The sequence below is a fragment of the Gammaproteobacteria bacterium genome (genome assembly GCA_035546635.1).
In the GTDB taxonomy this organism is placed as follows: Bacteria; Pseudomonadota; Gammaproteobacteria; order JAURND01; family JAURND01; genus DASZWJ01.
In genome coordinates, this window is record DASZWJ010000007.1 from 1 (window position 1) to 22,663 (window position 22,663).

Annotated in this window: 24 protein-coding genes and 1 tRNA gene; 17 read left to right on the top strand and 8 right to left on the bottom strand. The window is 34.7% G+C overall.

What is annotated here, in order from left to right; genetic code table 11:
* The 3 genes from VHE99_01380 to VHE99_01390 form a co-directional block, all read left to right on the top strand.
* Nucleotides 1-236, top strand: a 236-nt coding sequence (locus VHE99_01380; protein HVV67678.1) for a carbon storage regulator, incomplete at its 5' end; no start/stop codon positions are given.
* 497 nt (nt 237-733) lie between these two features.
* Nucleotides 734-807: transfer RNA gene (locus VHE99_01385), tRNA-Gly, on the top strand.
* 1,003 nt (nt 808-1,810) lie between these two features.
* Nucleotides 1,811-2,326 (top strand): hypothetical protein, encoded by a 516-nt coding sequence (locus VHE99_01390; protein ID HVV67679.1) that lies wholly within the window; start codon nt 1,811-1,813, stop codon nt 2,324-2,326.
* Here VHE99_01390 and VHE99_01395 read toward each other — a convergent pair.
* The 4 genes from VHE99_01395 to VHE99_01410 all read right to left on the bottom strand — a co-directional run bounded on the left by VHE99_01395 (nt 2,323) and on the right by VHE99_01410 (nt 4,937).
* On the bottom strand, nt 2,323-3,141 hold the full coding sequence (locus VHE99_01395) for an alpha/beta hydrolase (protein ID HVV67680.1): 819 nt from the start codon (nt 3,139-3,141) through the stop codon (nt 2,323-2,325). The two genes, VHE99_01390 and VHE99_01395, sit on opposite strands and share 4 nt — an antisense overlap.
* Before the next feature lie 110 nt (nt 3,142-3,251).
* Complete coding sequence (locus tag VHE99_01400; protein HVV67681.1) at nt 3,252-3,950, bottom strand: queuosine precursor transporter; 699 nt, start codon at nt 3,948-3,950, stop codon at nt 3,252-3,254.
* 81 nt (nt 3,951-4,031) lie between these two features.
* Nucleotides 4,032-4,268: a hypothetical protein gene (locus VHE99_01405; GenBank protein ID HVV67682.1), complete on the bottom strand. Its 237-nt coding sequence runs from the start codon at nt 4,266-4,268 to the stop codon at nt 4,032-4,034.
* Nucleotides 4,269-4,286: 18 nt separating this feature from the next.
* Nucleotides 4,287-4,937, bottom strand: coding sequence for a S24 family peptidase (locus tag VHE99_01410; protein HVV67683.1), 651 nt, complete (start codon nt 4,935-4,937; stop codon nt 4,287-4,289).
* Between the two features lie 471 nt (nt 4,938-5,408).
* On the opposite strand from VHE99_01410, the gene VHE99_01415 reads away from it, so the two are divergent.
* From VHE99_01415 to asnB, 8 genes are all read left to right on the top strand, one after another.
* Nucleotides 5,409-5,630 carry a LuxR C-terminal-related transcriptional regulator gene (locus VHE99_01415; GenBank protein ID HVV67684.1) on the top strand — a complete coding sequence of 74 codons (222 nt, stop codon included), beginning with the start codon at nt 5,409-5,411 and terminating at the stop codon, nt 5,628-5,630.
* A 190-nt stretch (nt 5,631-5,820) separates the two neighbouring features.
* A complete protein-coding gene (locus VHE99_01420) occupies nt 5,821-7,266 on the top strand; it encodes an MFS transporter (GenBank protein HVV67685.1) in 1,446 nt (481 codons plus the stop codon).
* Complete coding sequence (locus VHE99_01425; GenBank protein ID HVV67686.1) at nt 7,259-8,161, top strand: hypothetical protein; 903 nt, start codon at nt 7,259-7,261, stop codon at nt 8,159-8,161. Before VHE99_01420 ends, VHE99_01425 begins: the two co-directional genes overlap by 8 nt.
* Nucleotides 8,143-8,298 carry a hypothetical protein gene (locus VHE99_01430; protein HVV67687.1) on the top strand — a complete coding sequence of 52 codons (156 nt, stop codon included), beginning with the start codon at nt 8,143-8,145 and terminating at the stop codon, nt 8,296-8,298. The genes VHE99_01425 and VHE99_01430 overlap by 19 nt, the downstream gene beginning before the upstream one ends.
* Before the next feature lie 470 nt (nt 8,299-8,768).
* On the top strand, nt 8,769-9,236 hold the full coding sequence (locus VHE99_01435; GenBank protein ID HVV67688.1) for a hypothetical protein: 468 nt from the start codon (nt 8,769-8,771) through the stop codon (nt 9,234-9,236).
* Nucleotides 9,230-10,636, top strand: coding sequence for a hypothetical protein (locus tag VHE99_01440; GenBank protein ID HVV67689.1), 1,407 nt, complete (start codon nt 9,230-9,232; stop codon nt 10,634-10,636). Before VHE99_01435 ends, VHE99_01440 begins: the two co-directional genes overlap by 7 nt.
* A 15-nt stretch (nt 10,637-10,651) precedes the next feature.
* Nucleotides 10,652-11,368, top strand: a complete 717-nt coding sequence (locus VHE99_01445; GenBank protein ID HVV67690.1) for an amino acid racemase — start codon at nt 10,652-10,654, stop codon at nt 11,366-11,368.
* On the top strand, nt 11,369-13,297 hold the full coding sequence (asnB, locus tag VHE99_01450) for an asparagine synthase (glutamine-hydrolyzing) (protein HVV67691.1): 1,929 nt from the start codon (nt 11,369-11,371) through the stop codon (nt 13,295-13,297).
* A 301-nt stretch (nt 13,298-13,598) separates the two neighbouring features.
* Here the strand turns inward: asnB and VHE99_01455 are convergent, their stop codons facing one another.
* From VHE99_01455 to VHE99_01465, 3 genes are all read right to left on the bottom strand, one after another.
* The gene (locus VHE99_01455; protein HVV67692.1) at nt 13,599-14,405 is read right to left on the bottom strand and encodes a methyltransferase domain-containing protein; all 807 of its coding nucleotides are present in this window, start codon (nt 14,403-14,405) and stop codon (nt 13,599-13,601) included.
* 37 nt (nt 14,406-14,442) lie between these two features.
* Complete coding sequence (locus VHE99_01460; GenBank protein ID HVV67693.1) at nt 14,443-14,913, bottom strand: TspO/MBR family protein; 471 nt, start codon at nt 14,911-14,913, stop codon at nt 14,443-14,445.
* An 85-nt stretch (nt 14,914-14,998) separates the two neighbouring features.
* On the bottom strand, nt 14,999-15,889 hold the full coding sequence (locus tag VHE99_01465; protein HVV67694.1) for a LysR family transcriptional regulator: 891 nt from the start codon (nt 15,887-15,889) through the stop codon (nt 14,999-15,001).
* 226 nt (nt 15,890-16,115) lie between these two features.
* Between VHE99_01465 and VHE99_01470 the strand changes: the two genes are divergently transcribed.
* The 6 genes from VHE99_01470 to VHE99_01495 all read left to right on the top strand — a co-directional run bounded on the left by VHE99_01470 (nt 16,116) and on the right by VHE99_01495 (nt 20,691).
* The gene (locus tag VHE99_01470) at nt 16,116-17,084 is read left to right on the top strand and encodes an FUSC family protein (GenBank protein ID HVV67695.1); all 969 of its coding nucleotides are present in this window, start codon (nt 16,116-16,118) and stop codon (nt 17,082-17,084) included.
* Nucleotides 17,085-17,136: 52 nt separating this feature from the next.
* Nucleotides 17,137-18,354, top strand: a complete 1,218-nt coding sequence (locus VHE99_01475; protein ID HVV67696.1) for a multidrug effflux MFS transporter — start codon at nt 17,137-17,139, stop codon at nt 18,352-18,354.
* Between the two features lie 117 nt (nt 18,355-18,471).
* A complete protein-coding gene (locus VHE99_01480) occupies nt 18,472-18,771 on the top strand; it encodes a hypothetical protein (GenBank protein HVV67697.1) in 300 nt (99 codons plus the stop codon).
* A gap of 307 nt (nt 18,772-19,078) precedes the next feature.
* Nucleotides 19,079-19,261, top strand: a complete 183-nt coding sequence (locus VHE99_01485) for a hypothetical protein (protein ID HVV67698.1) — start codon at nt 19,079-19,081, stop codon at nt 19,259-19,261.
* Nucleotides 19,206-19,745, top strand: coding sequence for a hypothetical protein (locus tag VHE99_01490; GenBank protein ID HVV67699.1), 540 nt, complete (start codon nt 19,206-19,208; stop codon nt 19,743-19,745). The genes VHE99_01485 and VHE99_01490 overlap by 56 nt, the downstream gene beginning before the upstream one ends.
* 151 nt (nt 19,746-19,896) lie before the next feature.
* A complete protein-coding gene (locus VHE99_01495; GenBank protein HVV67700.1) occupies nt 19,897-20,691 on the top strand; it encodes an SDR family oxidoreductase in 795 nt (264 codons plus the stop codon).
* 311 nt (nt 20,692-21,002) lie between these two features.
* Here the strand turns inward: VHE99_01495 and VHE99_01500 are convergent, their stop codons facing one another.
* Nucleotides 21,003-22,559 (bottom strand): serine hydrolase, encoded by a 1,557-nt coding sequence (locus tag VHE99_01500; protein ID HVV67701.1) that lies wholly within the window; start codon nt 22,557-22,559, stop codon nt 21,003-21,005.
* Between the last annotated feature and the right edge of the window lie 104 nt (nt 22,560-22,663).

Below are 22,663 nucleotides of genomic sequence, written 5' to 3' on the forward strand. Positions count from 1 at the left end.
TCTCTGTAAATAGTACACTAAACGATCTAATCTCTAAAAAAAAGAAAAATAAGGAGGTTATAATGTCCGTGCTCGTAATAGAAAAGCTAAAAGAAGTAATTGTTATTAATGGCAATATTGAAATTGCTATAGCAGAAATAAAGGGTTCATTAATAAAATTGGCAATCCAAGCGCCGCTTGAAATACCAATATGTCGGGAAGAAATTAGCAGGGCGATACCTTTTCAGACTAATTAAGTTAGGTGTTTTCAGCTAAATCATATAACCCGATATTAAATGGTCTTTCCAATTAAGGGGTTAGATTATCAACTACATTTAATTCCGTTTTAGAATTTGTGTTATATTGTTGTGGAAAAATACAAAATACTGTCAAACAAAGCTCAACGAAGTAATCCCCGTTTTTAAGGGAAGGTTATGATGATGGAACCTCTTGAGATGTTGTTTTAATCAAGTCTAGCTAAGCTAGAAAGCAAATCTTATTTTAGCGATATTTGTCGAACAAATTTTACACATGGCGAGCTCCTTCATTTTAATTATAAATATGAGGGTAGGGTGTGCAGGGGGAGGGGGGGCAAAAAATGTGATTGGAGTTTCTTAGTTAGTTGCACGATATAGGGCCATAATCTGATTAATCACTTATAATGTCCTTAAAACATATTGCGCGACTTTTGCGCGGGTTATGCATCCGTTATGCATAGTGCCGCAAATTGTTGTGAGCTATCCACCTAGATTTTGGTTAATAATCAATTGGTTAATGAAGAGTTCCCGCCTCTTTAGGTCGTAGGTTCGATCCCTACACGGCCCACCAGTATATCAATGCGTTACATTTTGTTAGCTAATTGTCATTGAGGGGTCTGTGTAATTTTCGTGTAATCAAGCAAGAGACATAACCATGGAAAAGTTTCTATACAAGTATAGAAATACCACGAATATAGAAGTATAAATTTGACCTAATTGGAGCCTTTAGTAATTTTAAGTTTTTTATGGGGATCGGGCATAATTTCCAGCAGCAAAATTTATATTTTTTCTCGCTGGGGCAAGGGCATAACCCATTGTAATCTTTTTCTTTATTAATAATGAAGTTATCTTCACTTAGCATGGTTCCTTCGGTCACTACTATTTAAGCCTTTCTATTTTATCTGGCAGTCCCCAGAACTTTTTCCCCACCGTACCTTGACCAGAAGATATAGAAATAGAACGAATCATATCTGACAAGAGTAGTTTGCTTGAACTGATGTGTGTCAGCTAATTTAATGAAACTCGTCAAGTTGTCACTTCTACAATAAATGCCTAATGATGCTCTATTGGTATATAGGGTGTAGTATCCACAAAGAGATTTTACAAACTAGAAGTGGACTGTATTTTTTATAGAAAACTACATTTCATTTTCCTATGTACACTTTATTTTATAAATATCTTTAAAATTTGCCTGCTCTTTTATCATGGTATCTATTTCTGTTTGAAAAGAAAAGTGATTCCTATTTTTTATCTAAATTCTTATTCTGAAAATCAGATTTTTCAGTTTTCTTTTCGCTCACCCACCTCTTTGTGACTAAATTTTTTATAATAACGAAGTTGGGGAAGACCAAGCCATGGGTTGACAAAAATTCGTGACCATTTATACTAAAGCAGAATATTCGCTATGAGTCTGCATATCTAAACATGTATCCTAAGCTTTCAATGCAGGCTTCCATTAAGTATGCAGATTCATTGATGAAACTTTTTGCTATCGAGGAACAAGCTTGATTTGATCTGAGTTGGCACATTAAGGATTACAATTATATTCTAACCAAAATTATTTGGATATTTTTATGGTAGTCACAAAAAAGATCAGTAAATTTTTTAAATTTCTTGCTGATTTGCGCCAAAAAAATACTTATACTCCGGCATATCGATTAGTTGAAATCAATCATACTGAAATGGATGAATATATAGTTACCGTACAAGTCATTCATAAGAATTCAGTATTTCAAGCCAAGCCGGAAGAAATTCTTGCTAATGATTATTTGGTAGATAAATTTTCTCCTCAGGATATTCGTGCCCTTACTTATTTAGGCTATCTTATGATTAATAACCCTAAATACAAAATCTTAGCTCAGCGCTTGTCGGAAAAACATGATAGCGTTCTCTTCGCTTTACGCAAAAGAGGCAATGACAAAATTATCATCAAAACAGCTGATGAGATTATGCGAGAAACTGATATTATTGATAATTTAAAAGCGAAAGATGCACAAACTATTGGCTACATCGCGGCAACTGAAAATATAGCAAATGAAGAAAAAGCCAAGACAGCGTTAAAGCAGAGCCTTGAATGTTCAAAATGTTAATAAATGATCCTGCCGTGTTGATAAGCTGTTTGAGTTATCAGCGAATCATTAGCCTTTATTTTCGCATTTAAAATAGTGGCTAATAAACTTGGATGGGTAATCATAGGACAGTGTGGCGTTGATATCTCAATACAGTGACAACCTTTATTTTTTGCTTGGTGAGCTATTTTGTTCATTATCGCATTGCCTTGCAAGCAATGAATAAAAGTTTTTTCTACATCAGCACGATATTCTGAAAATGTCGTTATTTTATCTGTAAAAGTTTTCAGTGCTTGTGGTGTGTGTCTGGGGACTGCCCAATTAATGTCTTCAGTTTTAGTTAACCCAAAAGTTGCGGCAGGAAATGGCTGCACTTGCCAGCCGTCCCCTTTGGCTGCGGCCGAATAAAATATATTTGCTGCTTTTGGCCCTAATATATCGAGTAAGCTTTGTTGTGTCTCAGGAAAAACAGCATCTAGATAAATTAAACCACGGACTTTACCTGGCCGCTGCTGTGCGATTCCGGTTATTACCATCCCACCATAGCTATGGCCGATCAAGGTCAAATTAGTTAAACCTAGCTCATCTATCATATGACATATGTCATTAATATGTTCTTGTAGACCAGTTTGTTCAGTAAGCTCGTTGATTCTTTCAGCCGAGCCTTTTAATGAGGGAAAATAAGCAGTGTAGTCACCCAAAAATAGCATTGGCTTAATTTTGTCCCAGACCCATCCGCCTTGGAAGGCGCCATGAATAAAGAGACAGTTAGTCATTGGAGCAGCCTGGGATTTTATATTGTAATCCATTTTGTTGGTGAAAGGCCCAGGTTGCATAAGGTTTCAGGTGCATGATTCTTCCTTTAAATTTGTCCCGGATAATTCTTGCATTCGTTGTTGAAAAAATGTAAGTATTCCAACAATAAAGAATGGCTGGATTTTGCCAGCTATTTACTTTCTAACTTAAATGGATTAAAGCTCACGCCCGACTTATAAATATCTGTGGCTTCGTTTCGCTTTAAATACATAACCAAAAATGATACAGGAAAAACACTTATGACTGAAAATATTAATTTGACTAAATAAGAAGTGTAAATTAATTGCAATACCTCTACCAAAGGCATAGTGCCAATAAAAATGATACAAATGCTTACGATCGTAAAAATTAATTCTCCCAGCATAGAAGACAAGATGCAACGCAATATAAAAAACCCTCCTTTATACTTGATTTTCAATTTTGAAATAAGGAAAATATTGAGAAATGACCCAGATACCACACCTAAAAAGCTACCGACAAAAGTTCGCAATAATGAACCCACTACGATTTGGTAAGCTGCCTGATTATCAATTTGTGGTGGAGAAGGAAGCAATAATAAGCTACTGCAAATCACTGCAAAAATCAATTCACAAAATAATGTGCTCCAGATGATTTTTCTAGCTGCATCATAGCCATACACTTCCGCGATGGCATCTAAAAAAACATAGGTTATAGGGATAATGAAAGCAGAGACTGAGATGACGATATTATCACTTAACAAAATAATCTTATGCGCCATAACGACTGATGAGATAAAAATGACAGCATATATCATACTCAATAAATTTAAATACCGAGGCAATTTGAGTTCTTCTTTTATCATCGACATGCTCATATAATTTTCCTTTTTAAAAAATGGAACAACTAGAATTATTATTACAGCAATGCAATATACTATCGTAAGGCGGTATTATCTTGAATAGATTCGGAATGATAACCAGGGTAATGGATGCCATAAATTACCAATTATATCAATTCGATATACAAGCAAAATGCCAGAATAAAAATGAAATTCTGGTTGTTGCGGCGGCAAGTTGCTGACTATCTTTTGCGGATCCTGTCCTGTACTCAATACCTGTCCTGTCTTCGTTTCTTTTATTGTGCTGAAATGTTCATGTAACTGACTTGAAGGAAGCTCGTAGGTCACGGTATTTATCTCCTTTTATTAATCGTATAGATGCCTGAATTCAGTCATGGTGGCAATGATTTCATCATTTTCCCCTAAGAAACGCATTGGGAATGCGCTAAGATCTGGATTTAAAGCTTTTAGATATTTATATTCACCATCAATTAAAAGCTGGCGAAAAAGATAGGTTTTGCTATCTCCAATTTTCATTAAAACAAAACTCCGATCCTTTGGATTTTTTTCTTGATTTAGGATTAATAAACAATTTATCGGGAAATAGGGTTCCATTGATGAGTCACCTAGAGTCAGAGCAAATGTCTTATTGCCTGCAGAATCGTCAACAAAGATGGTGCTTTCATATTTATATTTTTCCGGATTGTTTAAATAAATTTCAATATCTTCCCAAAAAACTTTAGGTAATTGTCTGGCTTTAGACTTTGTGGGGTTAGGTAAATTTATATCTGAAATAAATTCAGGCAGTGGTTGCTCGCCTCTTAACTGTTCTAGCGAGATATTAAAAAAATCGGCTATCGGTTTTAAATTTTTGATATGAGGGTTTGGAGAAGTGCCTGAAACTATACGTTGTAACGTTTGTTGTGGTAGATCTAAATCACGAGCTAATTGGGTGGTATTGATATTTTTTTTAAACATCAAGATTTTCAAAACCTTGCTTATCAAAGAATTTTTCATAGGTGTATCTGCGTTAAGCCAAATTTTGTGCCAAAATCAAAAATTTTTCTCAATACTAATAAGTAAATAACTCATTATCCTATCATAACATTATAAGATCAAAAAGCCTTTAGGAGCACTATATGTTTGCTAAAACAATTTTTTATCCATCGGAAAAGAATGGTGGGTTTAAAACGCATTAATAGCTTGACATCCCAAAATTATATGGGTTAAATACCCATTAAGAGAGTGGTCCTGATGTATTTCAATGCTGAAGCATGATCTCAGGCGGATGCTACTCAAGCTTGAGAAGTAAGTTAGGATCAACCTCCATTTTTTTTGTAGAGATATTTGATTAAGTTCAATGAAACAATAATTAGGATAATCCTGTGAATAGAGTCATCATGTGAGTTGTTATCTTATTGACGAAGAAAGCTTATTAATTCAATGCGTACTTAATGTCAAAAATTAATTTTAAAAAGGAGATCATTGATGAAAAAAGACGTTATAAATAAAAAATCCAGCATAGTTGAGCAAGAACAAAAAAATGAATTTAATTTTACTGAGCTTGAAATCGAATATGTTTTAAAAATTATGCAAAATAAATCACTATCCAATATAGCAGTAGATTTAGGAATAAGCCCTAATACTATCCGTTTTTATATTAAAAGCTGCGCGCAAAAACTTTTCTTAATATGTAATACTCAGGAATGACATTAAAGTCAATTGCTTTTAGATTTCAATATCCTAGTGCAAGTGACAGGGAGTATAAAATTATGCATTAGGCTTTGGCAAAATTATCACACTATATTATGAGATTGTACATTATGACGTGCAAATGTATGGGGATATGGCAATGATATTTGTTATATAGAAAATAAAACAAATTAGATAAAGACCTCTCATGCAAAAATCTTCTTACCCTGATAAATGGTATGTGGCCATTGCAACCAGCTTAGTCATTTTTGTCGCCAATGCTAATTTAACTGCCGTGAATTTAGCGATACCCGCTATAGCCCATGATCTTAATGTCGGAATGTATATGATTTCCTGGGTAATCAGTAGTTATATCATTACCTCCGGTATGTTTATGATTTTAGGTGGCAGAATGGGGGATGTATTTGGCATCAAACGCATGTTTCTCTTAAGTCTTATACTCTGGATCATATCTCTTACCTTAGCGGCAACCGCGCATAACTTCACATTTTTAATTATTGCTCGTGTGCTACAAGGTCTAGCATTCGCTATTAGTCTGCCACTTTGTATGGTGGTCATAACCAAAGTGTTTCCAGAAAACCAGATGAGCTTAGCTGTGAGCATTAATATTACTGTGCTGGGATTAGCGCAAATTCTCGGACCTTCCTTAAGTGGTGTTATTCTTGAATACCTTACCTGGCGCTGGATATTTCTTTTAAATATTCCTTTGTGTGTTATCGCCTTCTTGTTTTCAATTTATTCCATAAAAAAAGATCAAATCACCCAAAAACAACAGCTCGATTATCTGGGAGCAATTATCCTGGCAATTAGCTTATGTGTTCTGATGCTAATACTTAGTTTGATTCAACAAAACAAACTGACTACCCAATACATTTTATTGTATTTTATAGTTGATATTTCCTTATTTATTCTATTTTACATCATCGAAAAAAGAACCCAAAATCCCATTGTGGATTTTAAACTTTTATTCAGCAGAGCTTTTTTTCTTATCAATCTAATCAGAATGCTATATCAATATGTTTATTTTGTATTTCTTTTTATCTTCCCCCTGTATTTAATGAAAGTCTTGCAGATGTCTGCTGTTAAAACCGGGGGTTTATTACTCTTTCTAACGGTACCTTTTGCGGTCTTCTCACCTATTGTTGGAAAATATGCCTTAAAATTGGGAGAGTTAAGATTGATGATCGTCAGTTTTGTTGCGAGTATTATGGTCTTTTTTTGGTATGCTCATCTACACAATATTTCAACATCCGTGAATTTATTGATTCCGTTAATCCCATTGGGCATTTCAACCGCAATTCTGTTTAGTTATACCACTTCTATCGCACTTAATTCGGCCCCACTTGAAAAAAGAGGTTCTGCTTCAGGCATCTTTTTTTCAAATACTTTGATTGCGGGGGCAGTTGGAATCTCAATTACCAGTATATTAATTCAGCTCTTTACTCAAATATATACCAATCGAACATCCAATGGTACACCCAAAGATATTGAACATCCTTTTTCCTTGGTGTTTTCAAATATTATGTGGATGTGCTTAGTCTTATCAGCTCTGGGTTTACTGCTTTTATTCATTTTGAAATTTAAAAGAGCTGATGAACCGTTAAATCACTACAGGAAAATTAAAGATGTCTGAAGAAGAATTCAATATACGTGACCAATTACTAGACCCTCAAGCTAAGTGGCTTAAATCGCAGCTTACTAGACCAGATGAAATTAAAACCAGCAGCTTACAAAAATTCGGCAAAGCTGCGGGTTTAGTTTGTGGAGGGATTTCTAGTTTTATTACCGGGCCATTAGGTTATAGTTTCGGGCTCTATGTGGCGGAACTAATAAACATAGATGACCCTACCTCGAAATCCGTAGTCGGTTTCTATTTCGGAGGGACGGCTGCATTTGCACTGATCGCTTTACAAGCAAGAATTTCATCCAATACTTGGGAACAGTTATTAGAAACAACGCCTGATTATAAAAAAGCACTGCAGGAAAAAGCTTGCGACGGTGGGAAAGTAGCAGAATATAGTTATCTTGCTATGGTTGTCACTACCGGTGCTATTTCGGCTACCCCCACTGTTTATATTACTGAAGAATATTTTTCTAAATACATAGGCTATGGATCACTCGTCTTTGACGCAGCTACTTTCTTATCACTTGCTACCGCACGTAGTTGGTCTTTAGATAAAATGTTAAGAGGTTTATTTAGCCCGCTTATTAATAAAGCGCTTAATAAGCTAAGCTCTGAAGAAAAAAAACTTATTGAAGAAATCAGAGCTGGACTTATCCAACAATTGGAAAAAACTATCAATATTGTAAAAACATTTAACCCTACTGAAGTAGATCAATTTTGGCATGATACCTATTTAACAGCTAGCAATGAAGATGATAGTTCTGCTGAGATTGATGAAGAATTTTTACTCAATAAAATACGCAAGGTTTTTCATCCAATTTCACAGTCTGTCGCTGATCGCAAAGCTATTGCGCCTCTAAAAAAATTTCCAAAAAAAAGAAGGATTTGTCGCACTATTTACTGATAATCGCAAAGCTGGGTGGTTACCTTAATCGTTCCAATGACGGACCACCTGGAAATATTATTATGTGGAGAGGTTTATCCCGATTGACTGATATTAGATTAGGGTTTGATTTAGCATTGGGAAATGTGGGTAATTGAAAGGTTGGCTGAACGCTTACGTTACAAATAGAGTTTAACTGCATTGAGCTTAAATTCTTTGACATAATTTCTTACTTTCGCTTACTCATTTACGCACTTCATAAAGTATAGATATACACTGTATTTGCATTCAGTGTGTCTGAAGATCAGAACATTGTGCCATCTTATTGAATATTAGGGGTATTTACAAATTTTAAACCCGCGAAAAACATAACTGCTCGCTCATCTGTTGTCCCTCAGCTGGGTGTATTTCCACCCGCTTTATGCTAAAAAATTCACCATATTAGACCATTTAGATTTTAGACTCTAAGCATTTGGCTAATTGTGCTGATGTCAGGCCTAATGCCCGTACACTAAAGCTTGGCTGCATTTTATAGCAATACCAAAATTAAAATTATCTTCTATAATTAAGACATCACCAAGGTATTTTAATAGTTATAAAAGGTTATAATTTGATGGAGGGATTGAATATGAAAATGGAAATAAAAATTGAAGAACTACAAAAATATATGTCTGAATATTTATTTGATGGATTACAAAAAGAAAAATACGTATTTACTTCAGTAGAAATAGATACAAAAGAAGGAAAAATCACTGGTCTCGTTAACATAGAAAATTTCTTCATGCCGTTGGATGGAAAATTCCATCTTTCTTCCGTTATGAATATCATGATTTCATCACAATTGATGATGGCTTATATTTTTTATAACTTAGGTGAATATAAAAAACAAGAGGTATACAATCTTAAAGAAGAATGGCGATATAGAAAACCGATAAATAAATCAAAAGATATAAAATATCAGGTAACACAAATTGCTAAAGCAACGCGAGGAAGTACTATTTTTTATAAATTTATTTTCAACGTAGAAGACAGATCTTTTTTAGGTTCAATGACAGTAAATTTAGATGTATCGAATAAAAGGAGAACCGAATGCTGAGTGAAAGTATTAGACAAACAATGGAACTATACTATGATCTCAGGCGCATAGTAACCGAAAAAAAAATTGAGGAATCAATTATTGATATCAACCAGAAATGGCTTAAAAACTCTAATTTTGTATTTTCAGTATACTCAGATAATAACCAAAATAGTTCATTTCCATTCTCTTTTTCTCCTTTCTTAATTTGCCAAAAAGATAGCAGGGTTCTATCTGATATTTGCAATAAAATGACAACTATACTTGAAAAAATAATAGATAAATATGTTGAAGGCGATAAGAATTTAGATGAATTTTTTAACGTTTACAGACCTTTCAAGCCATTTTTTTCAAAAATAGCAGGAAAATGGTTATCGATTGCCAGATATGACTTTATGATTGATCAGAATTACAGACTTAAGTTTACCGAATTTAATACATCATCCCCAGGATTATTATTGATTTGGCCAGAAACTGAAAAAACTTTAAATACATTTATTTGTCAAAACAAGATATTCTCTAATAAACTAATTTTACAACCTTATTCAAAGCCACACAGCTTTGAAAATTATCTATTTAATCTAGAAAAATGTTCAAATACAAATCCGGGTTTAATTGCCTTTCTCTATGATACCAATAAACTTCAAACAGAACTACATGAAATGAAGCGCAGAGTTGAAAAGCTGGGAAGAAAGGCATATGTTGGTTCTGTTGAAGACTTAACATACAAAAATGGAAAATTATATATTTTAAATCAGGAGGTATCAATTATTTATAACAATTTTTTTCTTACTGGTGAAAATTTAGATTTAACAAAAAAATCTCCCTGGCTTATGAATACAGAAAGTTTTCTAAATGACCATCGCTATAGCGCCTTATTCCACGGTATTAAAAATAACAGTTGCGTTGTTGTTATTGGGTTCCCGGCGTTGACTATAATCGAAGACAAGAATATTTTTTTATTGCTGAATGATAAAAAGTTTTCATATTTATTTTCAGACAAAGAAAAACTATTCATTGCTAAACATATACCAAAATCTGTAAATTTAAATTCTAATAATATCATCAATTCCTACAATAAATTTATAAAAAATAAAAATAACTTGGTGCTTAAATTAAGAACTTCTGGAATGGGTTGGGGAGTTTATATCGGCAATCAAATATCGGATTCTGAATGGGTTATCCTTCTCAATAAATACTTAGAAAATGCCATAATTCAAGAATATATTAATGGCATAAAATTTCCAGCTATTGTGATATCTAAAAAAGAAAAATTAATAACCAATGATATGAATGTGATTCTTTCTATGTATTCTTATAGCGGAGAATACTATGGTTGTGTGTCGAGAGTTTCAATCTCAAAAGTAACAAATTTAATCAGAGGATTTTTGCAGCCGGTTTATGAAATAAAGTGTGAGTAATTTGAGGGTTTCATAATGAAAAAGCTAGGTCTTATTGGCGGAATTGGTTGTAAAAGTACAGTTTTATACTATGAGCTGATTACAACACAAATAAGCCATAAGCTTGGCCAGAGACAAAGTGGGAATATTATCATCTACAGCGTTAATGAATATGACGTATATACGGCTGCCATTGAAAATGACTGGAATACTGTGGCTGAGATATTACTTCATGCTTATAAGAACCTTGAAAATGCTGGGGCTGACTTCCTTATAATTTGCTCGAATACTTGCCATAAAGTAGTTGATCTAATAAACCCACAATTTAAAAAACCTTTAATACACATCCTTGAACCAATTTGTCAGGAGATTACAAAAAATAATTATAAAAAAATAGCTTTGTTCGGAACAAAATTCATTTTAGAGGAAGGTTTTTATTTAAATTATATTCATAGTCATGCGCACAGTATAAAACAAATCATTATTCCAGATAAAAATAGAATTGACATTGTGCATAATATAATAAGCAATGAACTCTTGTTGGGTATAATAAAAAATGAATCAAAAAGTATTCTAATTTCTATTTGGGAAGAATTGAGAAAAAAAGGTGCTGATTGTTTGATCCTGGGTTGCACAGAGCTATCTTTGATTATTTCAAAAACAGATTTGTCATCACCCATTTTAGATTCAACCAGCTTGCATGCTAAATATGCTGCAGAATTGTCCATTAAAAACCATGAGGACGATAAATAAATGTGCGGGATAGTTGCTTATTTGTCTAAAAATTTAGATATTTCGAAAGAAACATTTAAAAGCGCAATTAATACTTTAAATCATCGCGGGCCTGATTTTCATGGCTTATGGGTGTCTGATGATAGCAAATTAGCTTTAGGGCACGCGCGCCTTAGCATTATTGATCTATTAACAGGCAATCAACCCTTACGTAGTAAAGACGACAATATTGTTATTGTAGTTAATGGCGAATTCTATCAATATGAAATAATAAAACGTTATTTACAAAAAAAAGGATTTGAATTTCAAACAGAATCAGATAGTGAAATATTAATATATTTGTATCAACTATATGGTGTGAACTGTCTTGAATTTTTACGGGGTGAATTCTCTTTTGTTCTGTGGGACGATAAAAATAAATACATTTTTGCAGCTAGAGATCGATGCGGCATTAAACCTCTATTTTATTCCATGTATCAAGATGCCCTATATCTTTCATCAGAAATAAAAGCATTACTTACACTTGGGGTTCCATGCAAATGGGATTTATGCAGTATTATATCTTGGGAGAATCTATTGCCTCTAGAAAATAGAAGTTTATTTGAAAATATTTTCTCCATAAATCCTGGCCATTTTATTCTGGCCACTCCAGATAATATTCAAATCAAGAAATACTGGGATTTTAACTACCCAAAAGAAGGCGCCATCGATGATGATATTGATGAAAATAAAATGATTAATGAATTTCGTAAGGAGTTAGAAGAAGCAGTGACTATCCGATTACGTTCAGATGTACCGGTAGGATGCTATTTAAGTGGCGGATTGGATTCTTCAGCTATTCTAGGATTAATGATAAAACATTCAAAATCTGAAGTTGACGCATTTACTATTTCATTCGATCACGATTTATATGATGAAGCTAAAATTGCTGAAGAAACTGCTAAGTTTGTTGGGGCTAGAAGCCATGTGTTTAAGATAACAAATCAATTGCTTTCTGAGAATTTTTTTTCAGCCATTTATCAATGTGAATCTTTTATTTTAAATAATAATACGATCGCTAAGTTTTTATTAAGTAAATTTACAAGAGAATCTGGATATAAAACGGTGATGACCGGTGAGGGATCTGATGAAATTTTAGGTGGTTATCCAATGTTTCGAGAAGATATCTTAAAATATGGATTTCGAGCATTGGATCATGAGAATCGAAACAAACTTGTAGAACATTTATATGAAAATAATCCTGCGTTTGCAAGTGTTTTTTCAAAAAATACCGCTGGATTAGATGTAACAACTATTCAAGAGATACTCGGATATGTCCCAAGCATGTTCAAGATGGGTGCGAAATTGGGTGAAAAATTAATAACGTTGCATAATGAGAATTTTTCAAATATTTCAAGAAATTTTGATGCGCAGATCAATTTTATTAATCAATTAGATCAAGATCAAGTCATGGGTCGCGATGTTTTAAGCAAATCTCTTTATTTGTGGGCGAAATCAATTCTCCCTGGCTTGATTTTAGTAAATCTGGGAGATCGAATGGAAATGGCACATTCAATTGAAGGAAGAGTACCATTTCTCGATCATAAATTGCTTGAATTTTTAGTTAACATACCAAGTTCTTTAAAAATTAAAGGACTTACTGAAAAATTTATTTTGCGAGAGGCCGTAAAAGATATTATTACTCCTACTATTTATCAAAGACAAAAACATCCGTTTAAGGCACCGCATCCTACATTGACGTTAAACCCATTCACTGAATTAATGTTGGATGTTTTTAATGGAAATCTTTTAAAATATAGCTTTATCTATGATCAATCAAAAGTGTTAAAACAATTTAATATGACTCAGAGCATGCCTGAAGCTGAGCGCGAACAGTGGGATGTTGTTTTTATGTTTATATTAAGCCAATGTGTATTACAATCTTTATTTAAACCATTAATGCCGAATTAGTATAGTGGTAATACCCAAATTTATAAGCTGCAATATACTATCTTCCTTCCACAAAACAAGTTAAGCTAAAAGAAAATGTGGTATTAATTAACACCTCAAATGGTTGCTTAGAACACTGAGATACATCCGGGGTCAAGCATTCATATGACCCATGTTCTAGCAGGTACTTGACCCCCTTCCTCTTGACCCTTCATCTTCAGTCAAACAAAGGCTAAGAAAGTAGAAAGCAGTTGTAATAAAATACAATACTTATTCCAATGGTAAAAGTAATAGAGCCTCCTTATAAGTAATAACAGATTTGCTAACAGATGCCATTATATTTATAAGCAATTAAGAAAGCTCTATGATAAGTAATATCAACCACTGTACTATTGTCCATCTTTTGACGGATAATTTGATGTAAAGTATTAATAAAGCTATTTTTATAATTTTCACCACAAGGAATAGAGTAATTTTCGAAATTAAGATAGGCTAAGGCTGGTCCCGAATTAAATAAGCCAAGTATTTTTTCAAAATCATAAGCTTGAGTAGTAACGTCTTCATCAAAAGCTAAACGAACATTAAAACCATGATGCTCCAGCAGGGCTTGATAAGCACAGGCATTTTTAAGATGAAACCATGGATTTAAATAGTGTTCTATATATGGTTTTATATTGTCTGCTCTACAGGTTTGATCAATGATATCTACAATAAAATCACACCATTCAGATACGGGGGTTTGCAAAGCAAATACACCTTGATTTTTTAATGCCTGGTGAATTTTTTTTAGCACAGGCACTGGATCTCTAAACCAATGAAACACAGAGTTACAAAAAATTACATCAAATTCAGAGGTGAAAGCCATATGTTCACCTTCTTCACAAAAAAATTGTATAAACTCACCATAAGACTTTTTAGCTTGTTTGATCATCCCTTCTGAAGGATCGATCCCTATTACCCGTCCCGAAGTTTTTTTACTTAATTCAAAAGCAAGATGCCCGCTGCCGCATCCTAAATCTAAAATAGACTCTTGCCCCTTAAAAAACATCAAAGCAATTAGCTTTTCACCAACAGAAGTTTGATTTTTAGCGATTTTTTTATATTCTTCAGCCACTTCAGAATATTCCATAAAAAGGTCTCTTGGTTGACCGAAAGATAAGCGGAAATCAATTCTTCATCCAAATTGCCCAGTTTAGATATCCAGCAAAAATAAGCCACAAAGAATAAGGAATTAACAAAAAATATACTAAGGTGAATTGTTTCTTTGTCAAGATGATGAGAAGCATAGAGATGAGAATCATCATGACTATCCAATAAAATCCAAGTTGGATGAGGTGGAATTGAAAGAATAAGGGTGACCAAGCCCAATTCATGATTATTTGAATAATGTATAAACTAAAAATTATTTTTCCTCTTGGTCTGTTTCGATGAGTCCATAAGTACCAACCAGCTATGGCAAGCATTATATATAAACAAGTCCAGACAATGGGAAAGATAATTTGAGGTGGATTAATACTGGATTTTTGTAATGTTTGATACCATGTGGATATTTCGGTGCGCGTTAGCAAACCGATACCATACCCCACAAGTTGAAACACAATAATCCACAGGATAATTGGCGCTATTTTTTTAATCATGAATGTTCTCGCTTCTGCAATAGGATTTACACATGTTCATAACATGGAAATCAAGTTCAATCTAATACAGTTTCTTCAACAAAAGTTATGACAACCACATCTCTGCTATTTTTTTCAGATAATCCGCCATTAATCTGATATTGCTATCCGCATTGACCCGGCGGTGGTAAAGATACATTTTAATCGCAACTGGCTGCTCATCTTTTAATTTGATTTCGACCAATTCACCCCGCTTAAGCTCCTCTTTGATCAAAATATCTGTACACCAGATTAACCCCATATCTGCCAATGCCGCACATAAAACGTTGTATCCTGAACTGGAAGCATAATTTCCAGAGATATAGATTTTTTTATTATTAGCCAGCACCCATTCATTATTGGGCGAAATACGTTTAGCGATTAAACAATTGTGATGCTGCAAGTCCGCTGCTTTTTTAGGCGAACCGTATTTTTTTATATAAGCTGGTGTAGCGTAAATACTCCGGTGAATGGTAAATAAATATTCTTTAACCAATTGGTTATCTTTAATGTCTATTTCAGTAATAACCAGATCCGCCAAGCCATTTAATAAATCCGTTGGCGCATTTTCTTCTGTTGTCTGCAGTTGGATTTTTGGATATTTTTGCAAAAACTTCTTGAAATGCTTAATAAAATATTGAGAATAAAAAGCCCCCGCTATACCAATAATGAGTCTGCCATGTGGCTCTGTTTCAATTGAATTCACTGCGGCTTGAGCATTTTCAATGTCAGCCAGTATTTTATTGACATGCAGCAGATAAACTTCACCCGCCTCGGTCAATTCTATATGTCGGGTTGTTCTGTTTAACAATTTCTTTTTGAGTAGGTTCTCTAAATGCTTGATTTGGCCGGTGAGCGTAGAAGTAGAAACATCTAAATGCCGAGCTGCTTGGCTGAAGCCTTTATGCTCAGCAATCCCTTTGAACCCTCGCATACAAGAAAGTAGATCTAAAGACATTATCTTCCTAAGGTGATTGTTTCAAAATTTAGAATAGTCTATTATCTATCAATACATTGTCAAGTTTTTTTGAAATGGTATCATGGTTTATCATGTAACAAGAAAGAGGCAATTAGCACAGGAACCATTCAAAAGAGAAGAAATATGGCTACTTTCTATACCGTTATCAGGTTCGGAACTATCAAGCCATTCAAGAGGTTAGTGTTACTTCCTGGCGAAGATTAAAATGAGTCGAATTGATTATTCAGCTTTTGCGCTGGAGGGATTTAAAATTACCCTGTTTTGCCTCGGCATTATAGGTTTACTTAAGCTATTCGGTGCAGCGAATGAGTTTTTATTAATCCCATTTAACATGGCGGTTATGTCTGCTGCTGCCACCTTTTCAGTGAGCAAAAAAAATTTAGCTCAAGTCAGTTTAGGTAGCAGTGTTGTAGTTATTTCAACCATTCTAGGCGGCGTCCTCGGATTTTATTATCCCTGGTTAGCTTCTTTGATAACCATCATCTATGCTGGACTTGCTTTTTATTTACCCAAAACCAAGTCAAAAACTAATATTTTTGTAACGGGCAGTCTAATGTTTCTTATTTTTTCTGCCTTGCCATTTTCATTGCAGGCGGGGATCAAATACGCTTTTGTCGGTGCTGTGGTTGTTGTAGCTTTTACCTTATTTTATTGGTTATTCGAGTATAGAAAGGATGCCAATAATACTAAACCGGAGCCAACCCAGGCGAACTTCTTTATGGCATTGGCTACGATTTCATCACTTACATTGGCTTGGATCATTAGTCATTACTTACGCGCATGTTCAACACTATCCCATCTTTATTGGATTGGTTTAACGATTTTAATGGTGATTCAAGGCTCGCAGCAAAGAACTATTTACACAGCAATTAAGCGAATTGCTATCAACACTTTCGGCGCAATAATCGTTGTTTTTCTGTTTGGCTATATTGTGCCACCCAATTTTTGGATAAATTTTATATTATTGGTGATTTTTTTATTTCTCATTTTCTCTCTGGGATTTTCTTATTTCTTAAGAGTTTTCTTTATAGAATTATTCGTGTTTGGGTTTGCGCATCTATTGGGAGACTATCATAATGTTGTTGCCTTAGATCGTATCATTCTGACTTGCATTGGCGGATTGATTGTCATCACAGTCACGTTAATGTTGTATTGGATAAAAGTGGATGTCTAAGTTGCTGATATCCGACTATCATCCATGGCAATCAAATCATTTGGAAAAACTAATGAACGCTACAACCTATAGACTTAATACAAAAGAACCCCATATTCTGGGGTTGACGCTGCTCAGCGCTTTCGGAGCGATGGGTGCTATTTTAATGACACCTGCGCTACCGAACATTGCCGGATATTTTAACGTCAGCGTGGGTGTGTCACAGCTAACCGTAACGAGTTTTTTACTGGGCTTTGCGTTAGGGCAATTAATATATGGGCCAATTGCTAATCGCTTGGGCCGAAAACCGGCATTTTATGTTGGTATTTTTCTGGCTACTCTGGGGTCATTGTTTAGTATTCTTTCTTCACCGGTCGAATCCTTTTCTTTATTAATTATCGGGCGACTTTTAGAAGCATTTGGTTCGAGTGTAGGATTGGTGGTGTGCTTCACCTTGATTAATGATTTTTATTTTCCAAAAGAGGCGCGTCGCGTAACAGGTCTGATGGTTATAGCTTTTGCCATTATTCCAGGCATTGCGGTCGCTGTCGGTGGATTATTGACACAATATGTTGGTTGGCAAGGGTGTTTTTATTTTTTATTAATTTATGGTTTAGCATTGATTTATCCCGCTACTAAAATGCCAGAAACCTTAAGCCAACCCGATATACATGCATTACATTATCGACAAATTTATAAAAATTATGCCGCCATATTTAAAAATAAGCAGTTACTGGGATTTTCTGCATGCTCCGGTTTTTCTAGCGCCTGCATTTACGTATTTGGTGCTGAGGGTCCATTTATTGGAATTCATTTGCTAGGCATCTCACCGGCTACTTATGGCTTATTGGGATTACTGCCATTCTTAGGTACGTTGATCGGCTGTTTAATTAGTATTCGCCTCGCTTTTGTCAAAGCGATGACAATGCTCAAAGCTGCGTTTTTTATTGAATTGATTGCTACAGTGTTCATGCTATTCTGCTTTGTATTTCACTTCGTTAATCTGTTTACTTTATTAGCACCCATGGCGCTGCTTTGCTTAGGTCACGCTATTCTATCCAGCACAGCTTTATCTTTAGCTATGACTTATGCCGAAGATAAAGCAAATGGATCTGCTGTGATGAATTTTGTTGTCATGTGCATGCCAGTATTGATGACCTTTTTGTTAGGTATGTTACATATAGGGGCTGCTTGGGTTTTACCGCTGATTTTCATGATTGCATTGGGATTAATGCTTGTTATTTATTGTATATGGCTGCAAGAAACCCCGCATAGTCACGATTTGCGCTGATTGCAAATGAATCTTAATCAATTCTTACGATTTAATTGATGCAATGTTACTGCATTACCTTCTGAGTCAAGGATCACAGCCATTAATCTCAATGAAAGTTAAAAGTAGGACATTACGATGATTTATATTATCTGGGAATTTGATGTTGAATCTTCACAAATTGCCTTATTCGAAGAAATATATAGTTCACAAGGTGCATGGGCGTTATTGTTTAGCCAATCTAAGAATTATCATGGCACCATGTTATTAAAAGACCATAGTAATCAGTCCAGATACATTACAATTGATCAATGGGATAAAATTGACGATTTTGAAAACTTCAAAGTTTGTAATTTTGAGGCATACAATAATCTTGATCAACAATGTGAACATTTCACTATAGCAGAAAGAAAAATCGGCTTTTTTGAGGATTTTTGAGAGAAATAGCATGGAAAATCTAGCGCTTGATTTAGTCCTGCAATACCTGAACAGTTGGAGACAAAATAATTTAGTTCTTGCAACATTGCGCATATGACCCCAATGGATTTATTGAAAAAACTGGGAACAGTTATGGCATGTCCTTATACGCTGTATATATGCCGAGCATAAATTCTGGGGTTATTGTATTGGCTAATAAAGCACGGGTTTCAGATGCTGTTAATTTGGGAAGAAATATTTTGAAGCAAATATCCCTCAAAAAATAGCAAATATACGTGATGCAACTCACTGTAATGGAGTATAACTCATGACTAAAAAGGTATTCTGGATAGATCCTTATCTTACTCAGCTTGATACAAGTGTACGGGGTGTGGATGGGAATAAAATCACAGTAAATGAAACCATCTTCTATGCTTTTTCAGGAGGACAAGAAAGTGATTACGGTAGTATTGGTGGCTATTCCCGTACTGGAAGCAAAAAAGGAAGGTAAAGAAATTGTTTACACACTTCCTGAAAACCACGATTTGAAAATAGGTCAAAAGACCAACATGATGATTGATTGGGCACGTAGGTATTCTCTGATGCGCCTCCATTTTGCAGCTGAACTTGTTTTGGAGCTGGTATCTCGGCGATTTCCTGGGATTAATAAAATAGGTGCTCATATCGGTCAAGAGAAGGCGCGTATTGATTTTCAGATAGAGGAACCTATATCACCCCATCTTCCGTCCTTGCAGAAAGAGGCTCAAACTATTATCGATTCAGATCAGCAGATTATCAGCGCCTTCAGCATGTTTTGCGCAGTTTATAAATTTAACGTGACTCCGAGAAATGAAAATGAGTTCAAAGCACTGTGGCATACTGCTACTTTGGAAGTAAAATCACATAACAAAAGCGTAGGGTCGCGCTTACATAAGGTGGTCGGCAAAGAAAATCAGTGGATTGCCTATTCGCAGTGGCCCAGCAGAGAAAAATGAGTAAGCCATGCTGAGCTTTTTTTTAATACAGAACCACCGCAATGGGCGCACTGAAAGCTGTGTGTAGCTCCATCTCTGTTTTGTTAGAACTGGAGGTTGTTGATGATTTACTAACCTCCAAAACAGATTAGAGATAACAAAGGATAAAGTTATGGAAAATTCAAATTGGAATTTAAAAGGCAAAAAAGCATTAATTACCGGCGGCACAAAAGGAATCGGTTATGCATTAGTGAAAGAGTTTCTACAATTAGGAGCAGAAGTTTTTATAGTGGCCCGAAATGCAGATCAGATCAATTGTGTTTTAACAAAAATTCGCGACCAAGGCTATGTGGCTTTCGGCATGGCTGCCGATATTAGCAAGGGAGAAAAAATTTGTGCTGATATTATTCAAGCGGTAAATAATCTCTGGGGTAAGTTAGATATTTTAGTAAACAATGCAGGCACCAATATTAGAAAAGCAGCACAGGATTACCACACCAATGAATATTCCACTATTCTGGATACAAATTTAACGGCTACTTTTGAATTGTGTAAACAAGCTTATCCGTTATTAAAAAAATCGCGGGCAGGAAATATTGTGAATATTGCCTCTATATCTGGATTAGTAGATGATGACTCTGGTGCGCCTTATGGCATTAGCAAAGCAGCAGTTATACAACTGTGCAAACATTTAGCAGTAGAATGGGCCAAAGACAACATTCGGGTCAATGCTGTTGCACCTTGGTATATTAGTACGGAACTAACAGCGCCCACTTTATCAAATCCTGAAAAGCGCAATGCAATTATAGCACGAACTCCTTTAGGTCGAGTTGGCAACCCACAAGAAGTTGCCACCACTGCAGCATTTCTCTGTATGCCTGCTTCATCTTATATTACTGGTCAATGTATCGTGGTAGATGGCGGTCTTTTAGTCAATGGATTTTCTCAACATATTGCATGTAATTAGTTGTTGCCGCAAAATTAAAATATCGGCTTAGCAACCATTAGAGGAATACCCGATATAATAGATTATTTTCAGCTATTTAACATAAGTTACCTGCCTTAAGCAATATCAGTAATTACGATGACTCAGATTAAAACCTTACTTTACTCTTCTAAATTCAAATATTTTTACTTTTCAGAATTTTACAAAATATAAGCATTATTATGCTGATAATTATTCAATTCTGAGGCAAAATATATTTTCAAAAGTATGAAGCTTCTCGAACGAGCTTTTCTCAAATCAAGGGCACAACAAAAGTCAGTCATTGGAATTAACTATTTTTGCTTTTCAAATAATCCAAAACCATCACTATTTAAATAGGGTATCGACATATGTGTGATAGCATGATTTTCATCAACAGAAAAAATTACCTTATTTTGTGTAACTGGAATCATTGGAATATTCATGCCATTGGGGTTTAGCCAGAAGGCAGTAAATGTATTATCGCGACAATAGTTCAGATTCCAAACAATATTTTGCGGCCCTATATGTAAAATGAGGTGATTATTTTTTTGTGAGATATTCAATTGACCATATACAGGATTGAAATAAGCGCCAATATATTTTTTTAGATCAATGTCGTTGATCATCTGGCATGGCGGAGATATTTCCGATGACTTAAGCTGGGATTGATTTCTTTGAGCTAAATAAATTTTGTTCCAATCTTGTTTTTTAGATGGATTGATATATAAATCAAATAAATGTTTGGTTAATATCTCAGGAACATTATTTGTATATTGATTGGTTAAAACAACTATACCTAATCTTAATTCGGGAATATAAGCCATCTGTCCATGCATTCCCGTTCCGCCACCAGCATGGTAAAGTACCGTGTAAGGTTTATACGATTGTTTATCGATAAACCAACCCTCACCATAAGCCTGCTCGATTTCATCAGTCTTTGTTTGGGATATAATAGTTTGAGGGGTATGTATAAATTGAATATTTGACTTATGGATAATTTGCTGACCATTGAAATTGCCGTCATTCATATTAAAAATTAACCACTTAGCCATATCGTTAACACTGGAATAAATGCCACCGCCTGCCAAGCCGGTTTCCAAAGCCCATCTCTGAGAAAGATAAGGAGAATTCTGAGAATAAGGGTAATTGCGTCCTGCCTGATACAAATAAGGTTGAGCCACATTGGATTTGCTTTTCAGAACTGCTTCGTTACGCAAATAAGAGCCTCTCATGCCTAAAAGCGAGAATAACTGCTGATGTAAAAATTTGGAAAATGACTCACCACTATTTTTTTCTATGATTTGCTTAGCCAATTCTGAAAAAATGCTTTGATATGCAAATTGGCTTCTAAAAGAAGCGATGGGACGTATAAATCGTAAGGCATAAAGAGTGCGCCCAACGTTGTAACCAAAATCACCTAAACCATCAAGAGCTGATTCTGGCAAGCCACTGTCATGTGCAATCAGATCACGTACTTCAAATTCGGAAGTTGCTTTAGCGTCATATAGCTTAAATTCTGGATATAATTTTTGAACTTTAGTGCCCCAATTGTATTTTCTTTCATCGATTTGTTTAGCTAATAAAGTAGCAGTAAATGATTTCGTCATTGAGGCAATATCAAAAATAGTATCTGCATTAACTGGTCTACCTTCTTCATCTCGAACTCCAAACCCTTGGGCATAAACTAACGCACCATTTTTTACAACGGCGAAAGACATACCAGGAACCTTCCAGTCATGCTGAACTTGCTGAGCATAATTTTGCAAATCTTGTAATACTTCATTCATAGGCTTTTTTTCGAAGGCGGCATTATCGGCAAATGCAGTACTGAAAACGGTGATAATGGTTATGGTTATGGTTATAGCCATTTGCCTTTTTTTAAAATTCAATAAGATCATAATTTGTATGCCTTTTCCCTAATCGGAATTACGAATCTACAAATCTAGTATTATTCAAGAAAATGAAATTTTAA

Coding starts and splice junctions, on each gene's coding strand:
- VHE99_01395 (HVV67680.1), bottom strand. CDS start 3,141: ATGCAACCTGGGCCTTTCACCAACAAAATGGATTACAATATAAAATCC.
- VHE99_01460 (HVV67693.1), bottom strand. CDS start 14,913: ATGATTAAAAAAATAGCGCCAATTATCCTGTGGATTATTGTGTTTCAA.
- VHE99_01500 (HVV67701.1), bottom strand. CDS start 22,559: ATGGCTATAACCATAACCATAACCATTATCACCGTTTTCAGTACTGCA.
- VHE99_01415 (HVV67684.1), top strand. CDS start 5,409: ATGAAAAAAGACGTTATAAATAAAAAATCCAGCATAGTTGAGCAAGAA.
- VHE99_01485 (HVV67698.1), top strand. CDS start 19,079: ATGACTAAAAAGGTATTCTGGATAGATCCTTATCTTACTCAGCTTGAT.
- VHE99_01420 (HVV67685.1), top strand. CDS start 5,821: ATGCAAAAATCTTCTTACCCTGATAAATGGTATGTGGCCATTGCAACC.
- VHE99_01495 (HVV67700.1), top strand. CDS start 19,897: ATGGAAAATTCAAATTGGAATTTAAAAGGCAAAAAAGCATTAATTACC.
- VHE99_01455 (HVV67692.1), bottom strand. CDS start 14,405: ATGGAATATTCTGAAGTGGCTGAAGAATATAAAAAAATCGCTAAAAAT.
- VHE99_01435 (HVV67688.1), top strand. CDS start 8,769: ATGAAAATGGAAATAAAAATTGAAGAACTACAAAAATATATGTCTGAA.
- VHE99_01390 (HVV67679.1), top strand. CDS start 1,811: ATGGTAGTCACAAAAAAGATCAGTAAATTTTTTAAATTTCTTGCTGAT.
- VHE99_01480 (HVV67697.1), top strand. CDS start 18,472: ATGATTTATATTATCTGGGAATTTGATGTTGAATCTTCACAAATTGCC.
- VHE99_01440 (HVV67689.1), top strand. CDS start 9,230: ATGCTGAGTGAAAGTATTAGACAAACAATGGAACTATACTATGATCTC.
- VHE99_01425 (HVV67686.1), top strand. CDS start 7,259: ATGTCTGAAGAAGAATTCAATATACGTGACCAATTACTAGACCCTCAA.
- VHE99_01445 (HVV67690.1), top strand. CDS start 10,652: ATGAAAAAGCTAGGTCTTATTGGCGGAATTGGTTGTAAAAGTACAGTT.
- VHE99_01400 (HVV67681.1), bottom strand. CDS start 3,950: ATGTCGATGATAAAAGAAGAACTCAAATTGCCTCGGTATTTAAATTTA.
- VHE99_01470 (HVV67695.1), top strand. CDS start 16,116: ATGAGTCGAATTGATTATTCAGCTTTTGCGCTGGAGGGATTTAAAATT.
- VHE99_01465 (HVV67694.1), bottom strand. CDS start 15,889: ATGTCTTTAGATCTACTTTCTTGTATGCGAGGGTTCAAAGGGATTGCT.
- VHE99_01475 (HVV67696.1), top strand. CDS start 17,137: ATGAACGCTACAACCTATAGACTTAATACAAAAGAACCCCATATTCTG.
- asnB (HVV67691.1), top strand. CDS start 11,369: ATGTGCGGGATAGTTGCTTATTTGTCTAAAAATTTAGATATTTCGAAA.
- VHE99_01410 (HVV67683.1), bottom strand. CDS start 4,937: ATGAAAAATTCTTTGATAAGCAAGGTTTTGAAAATCTTGATGTTTAAA.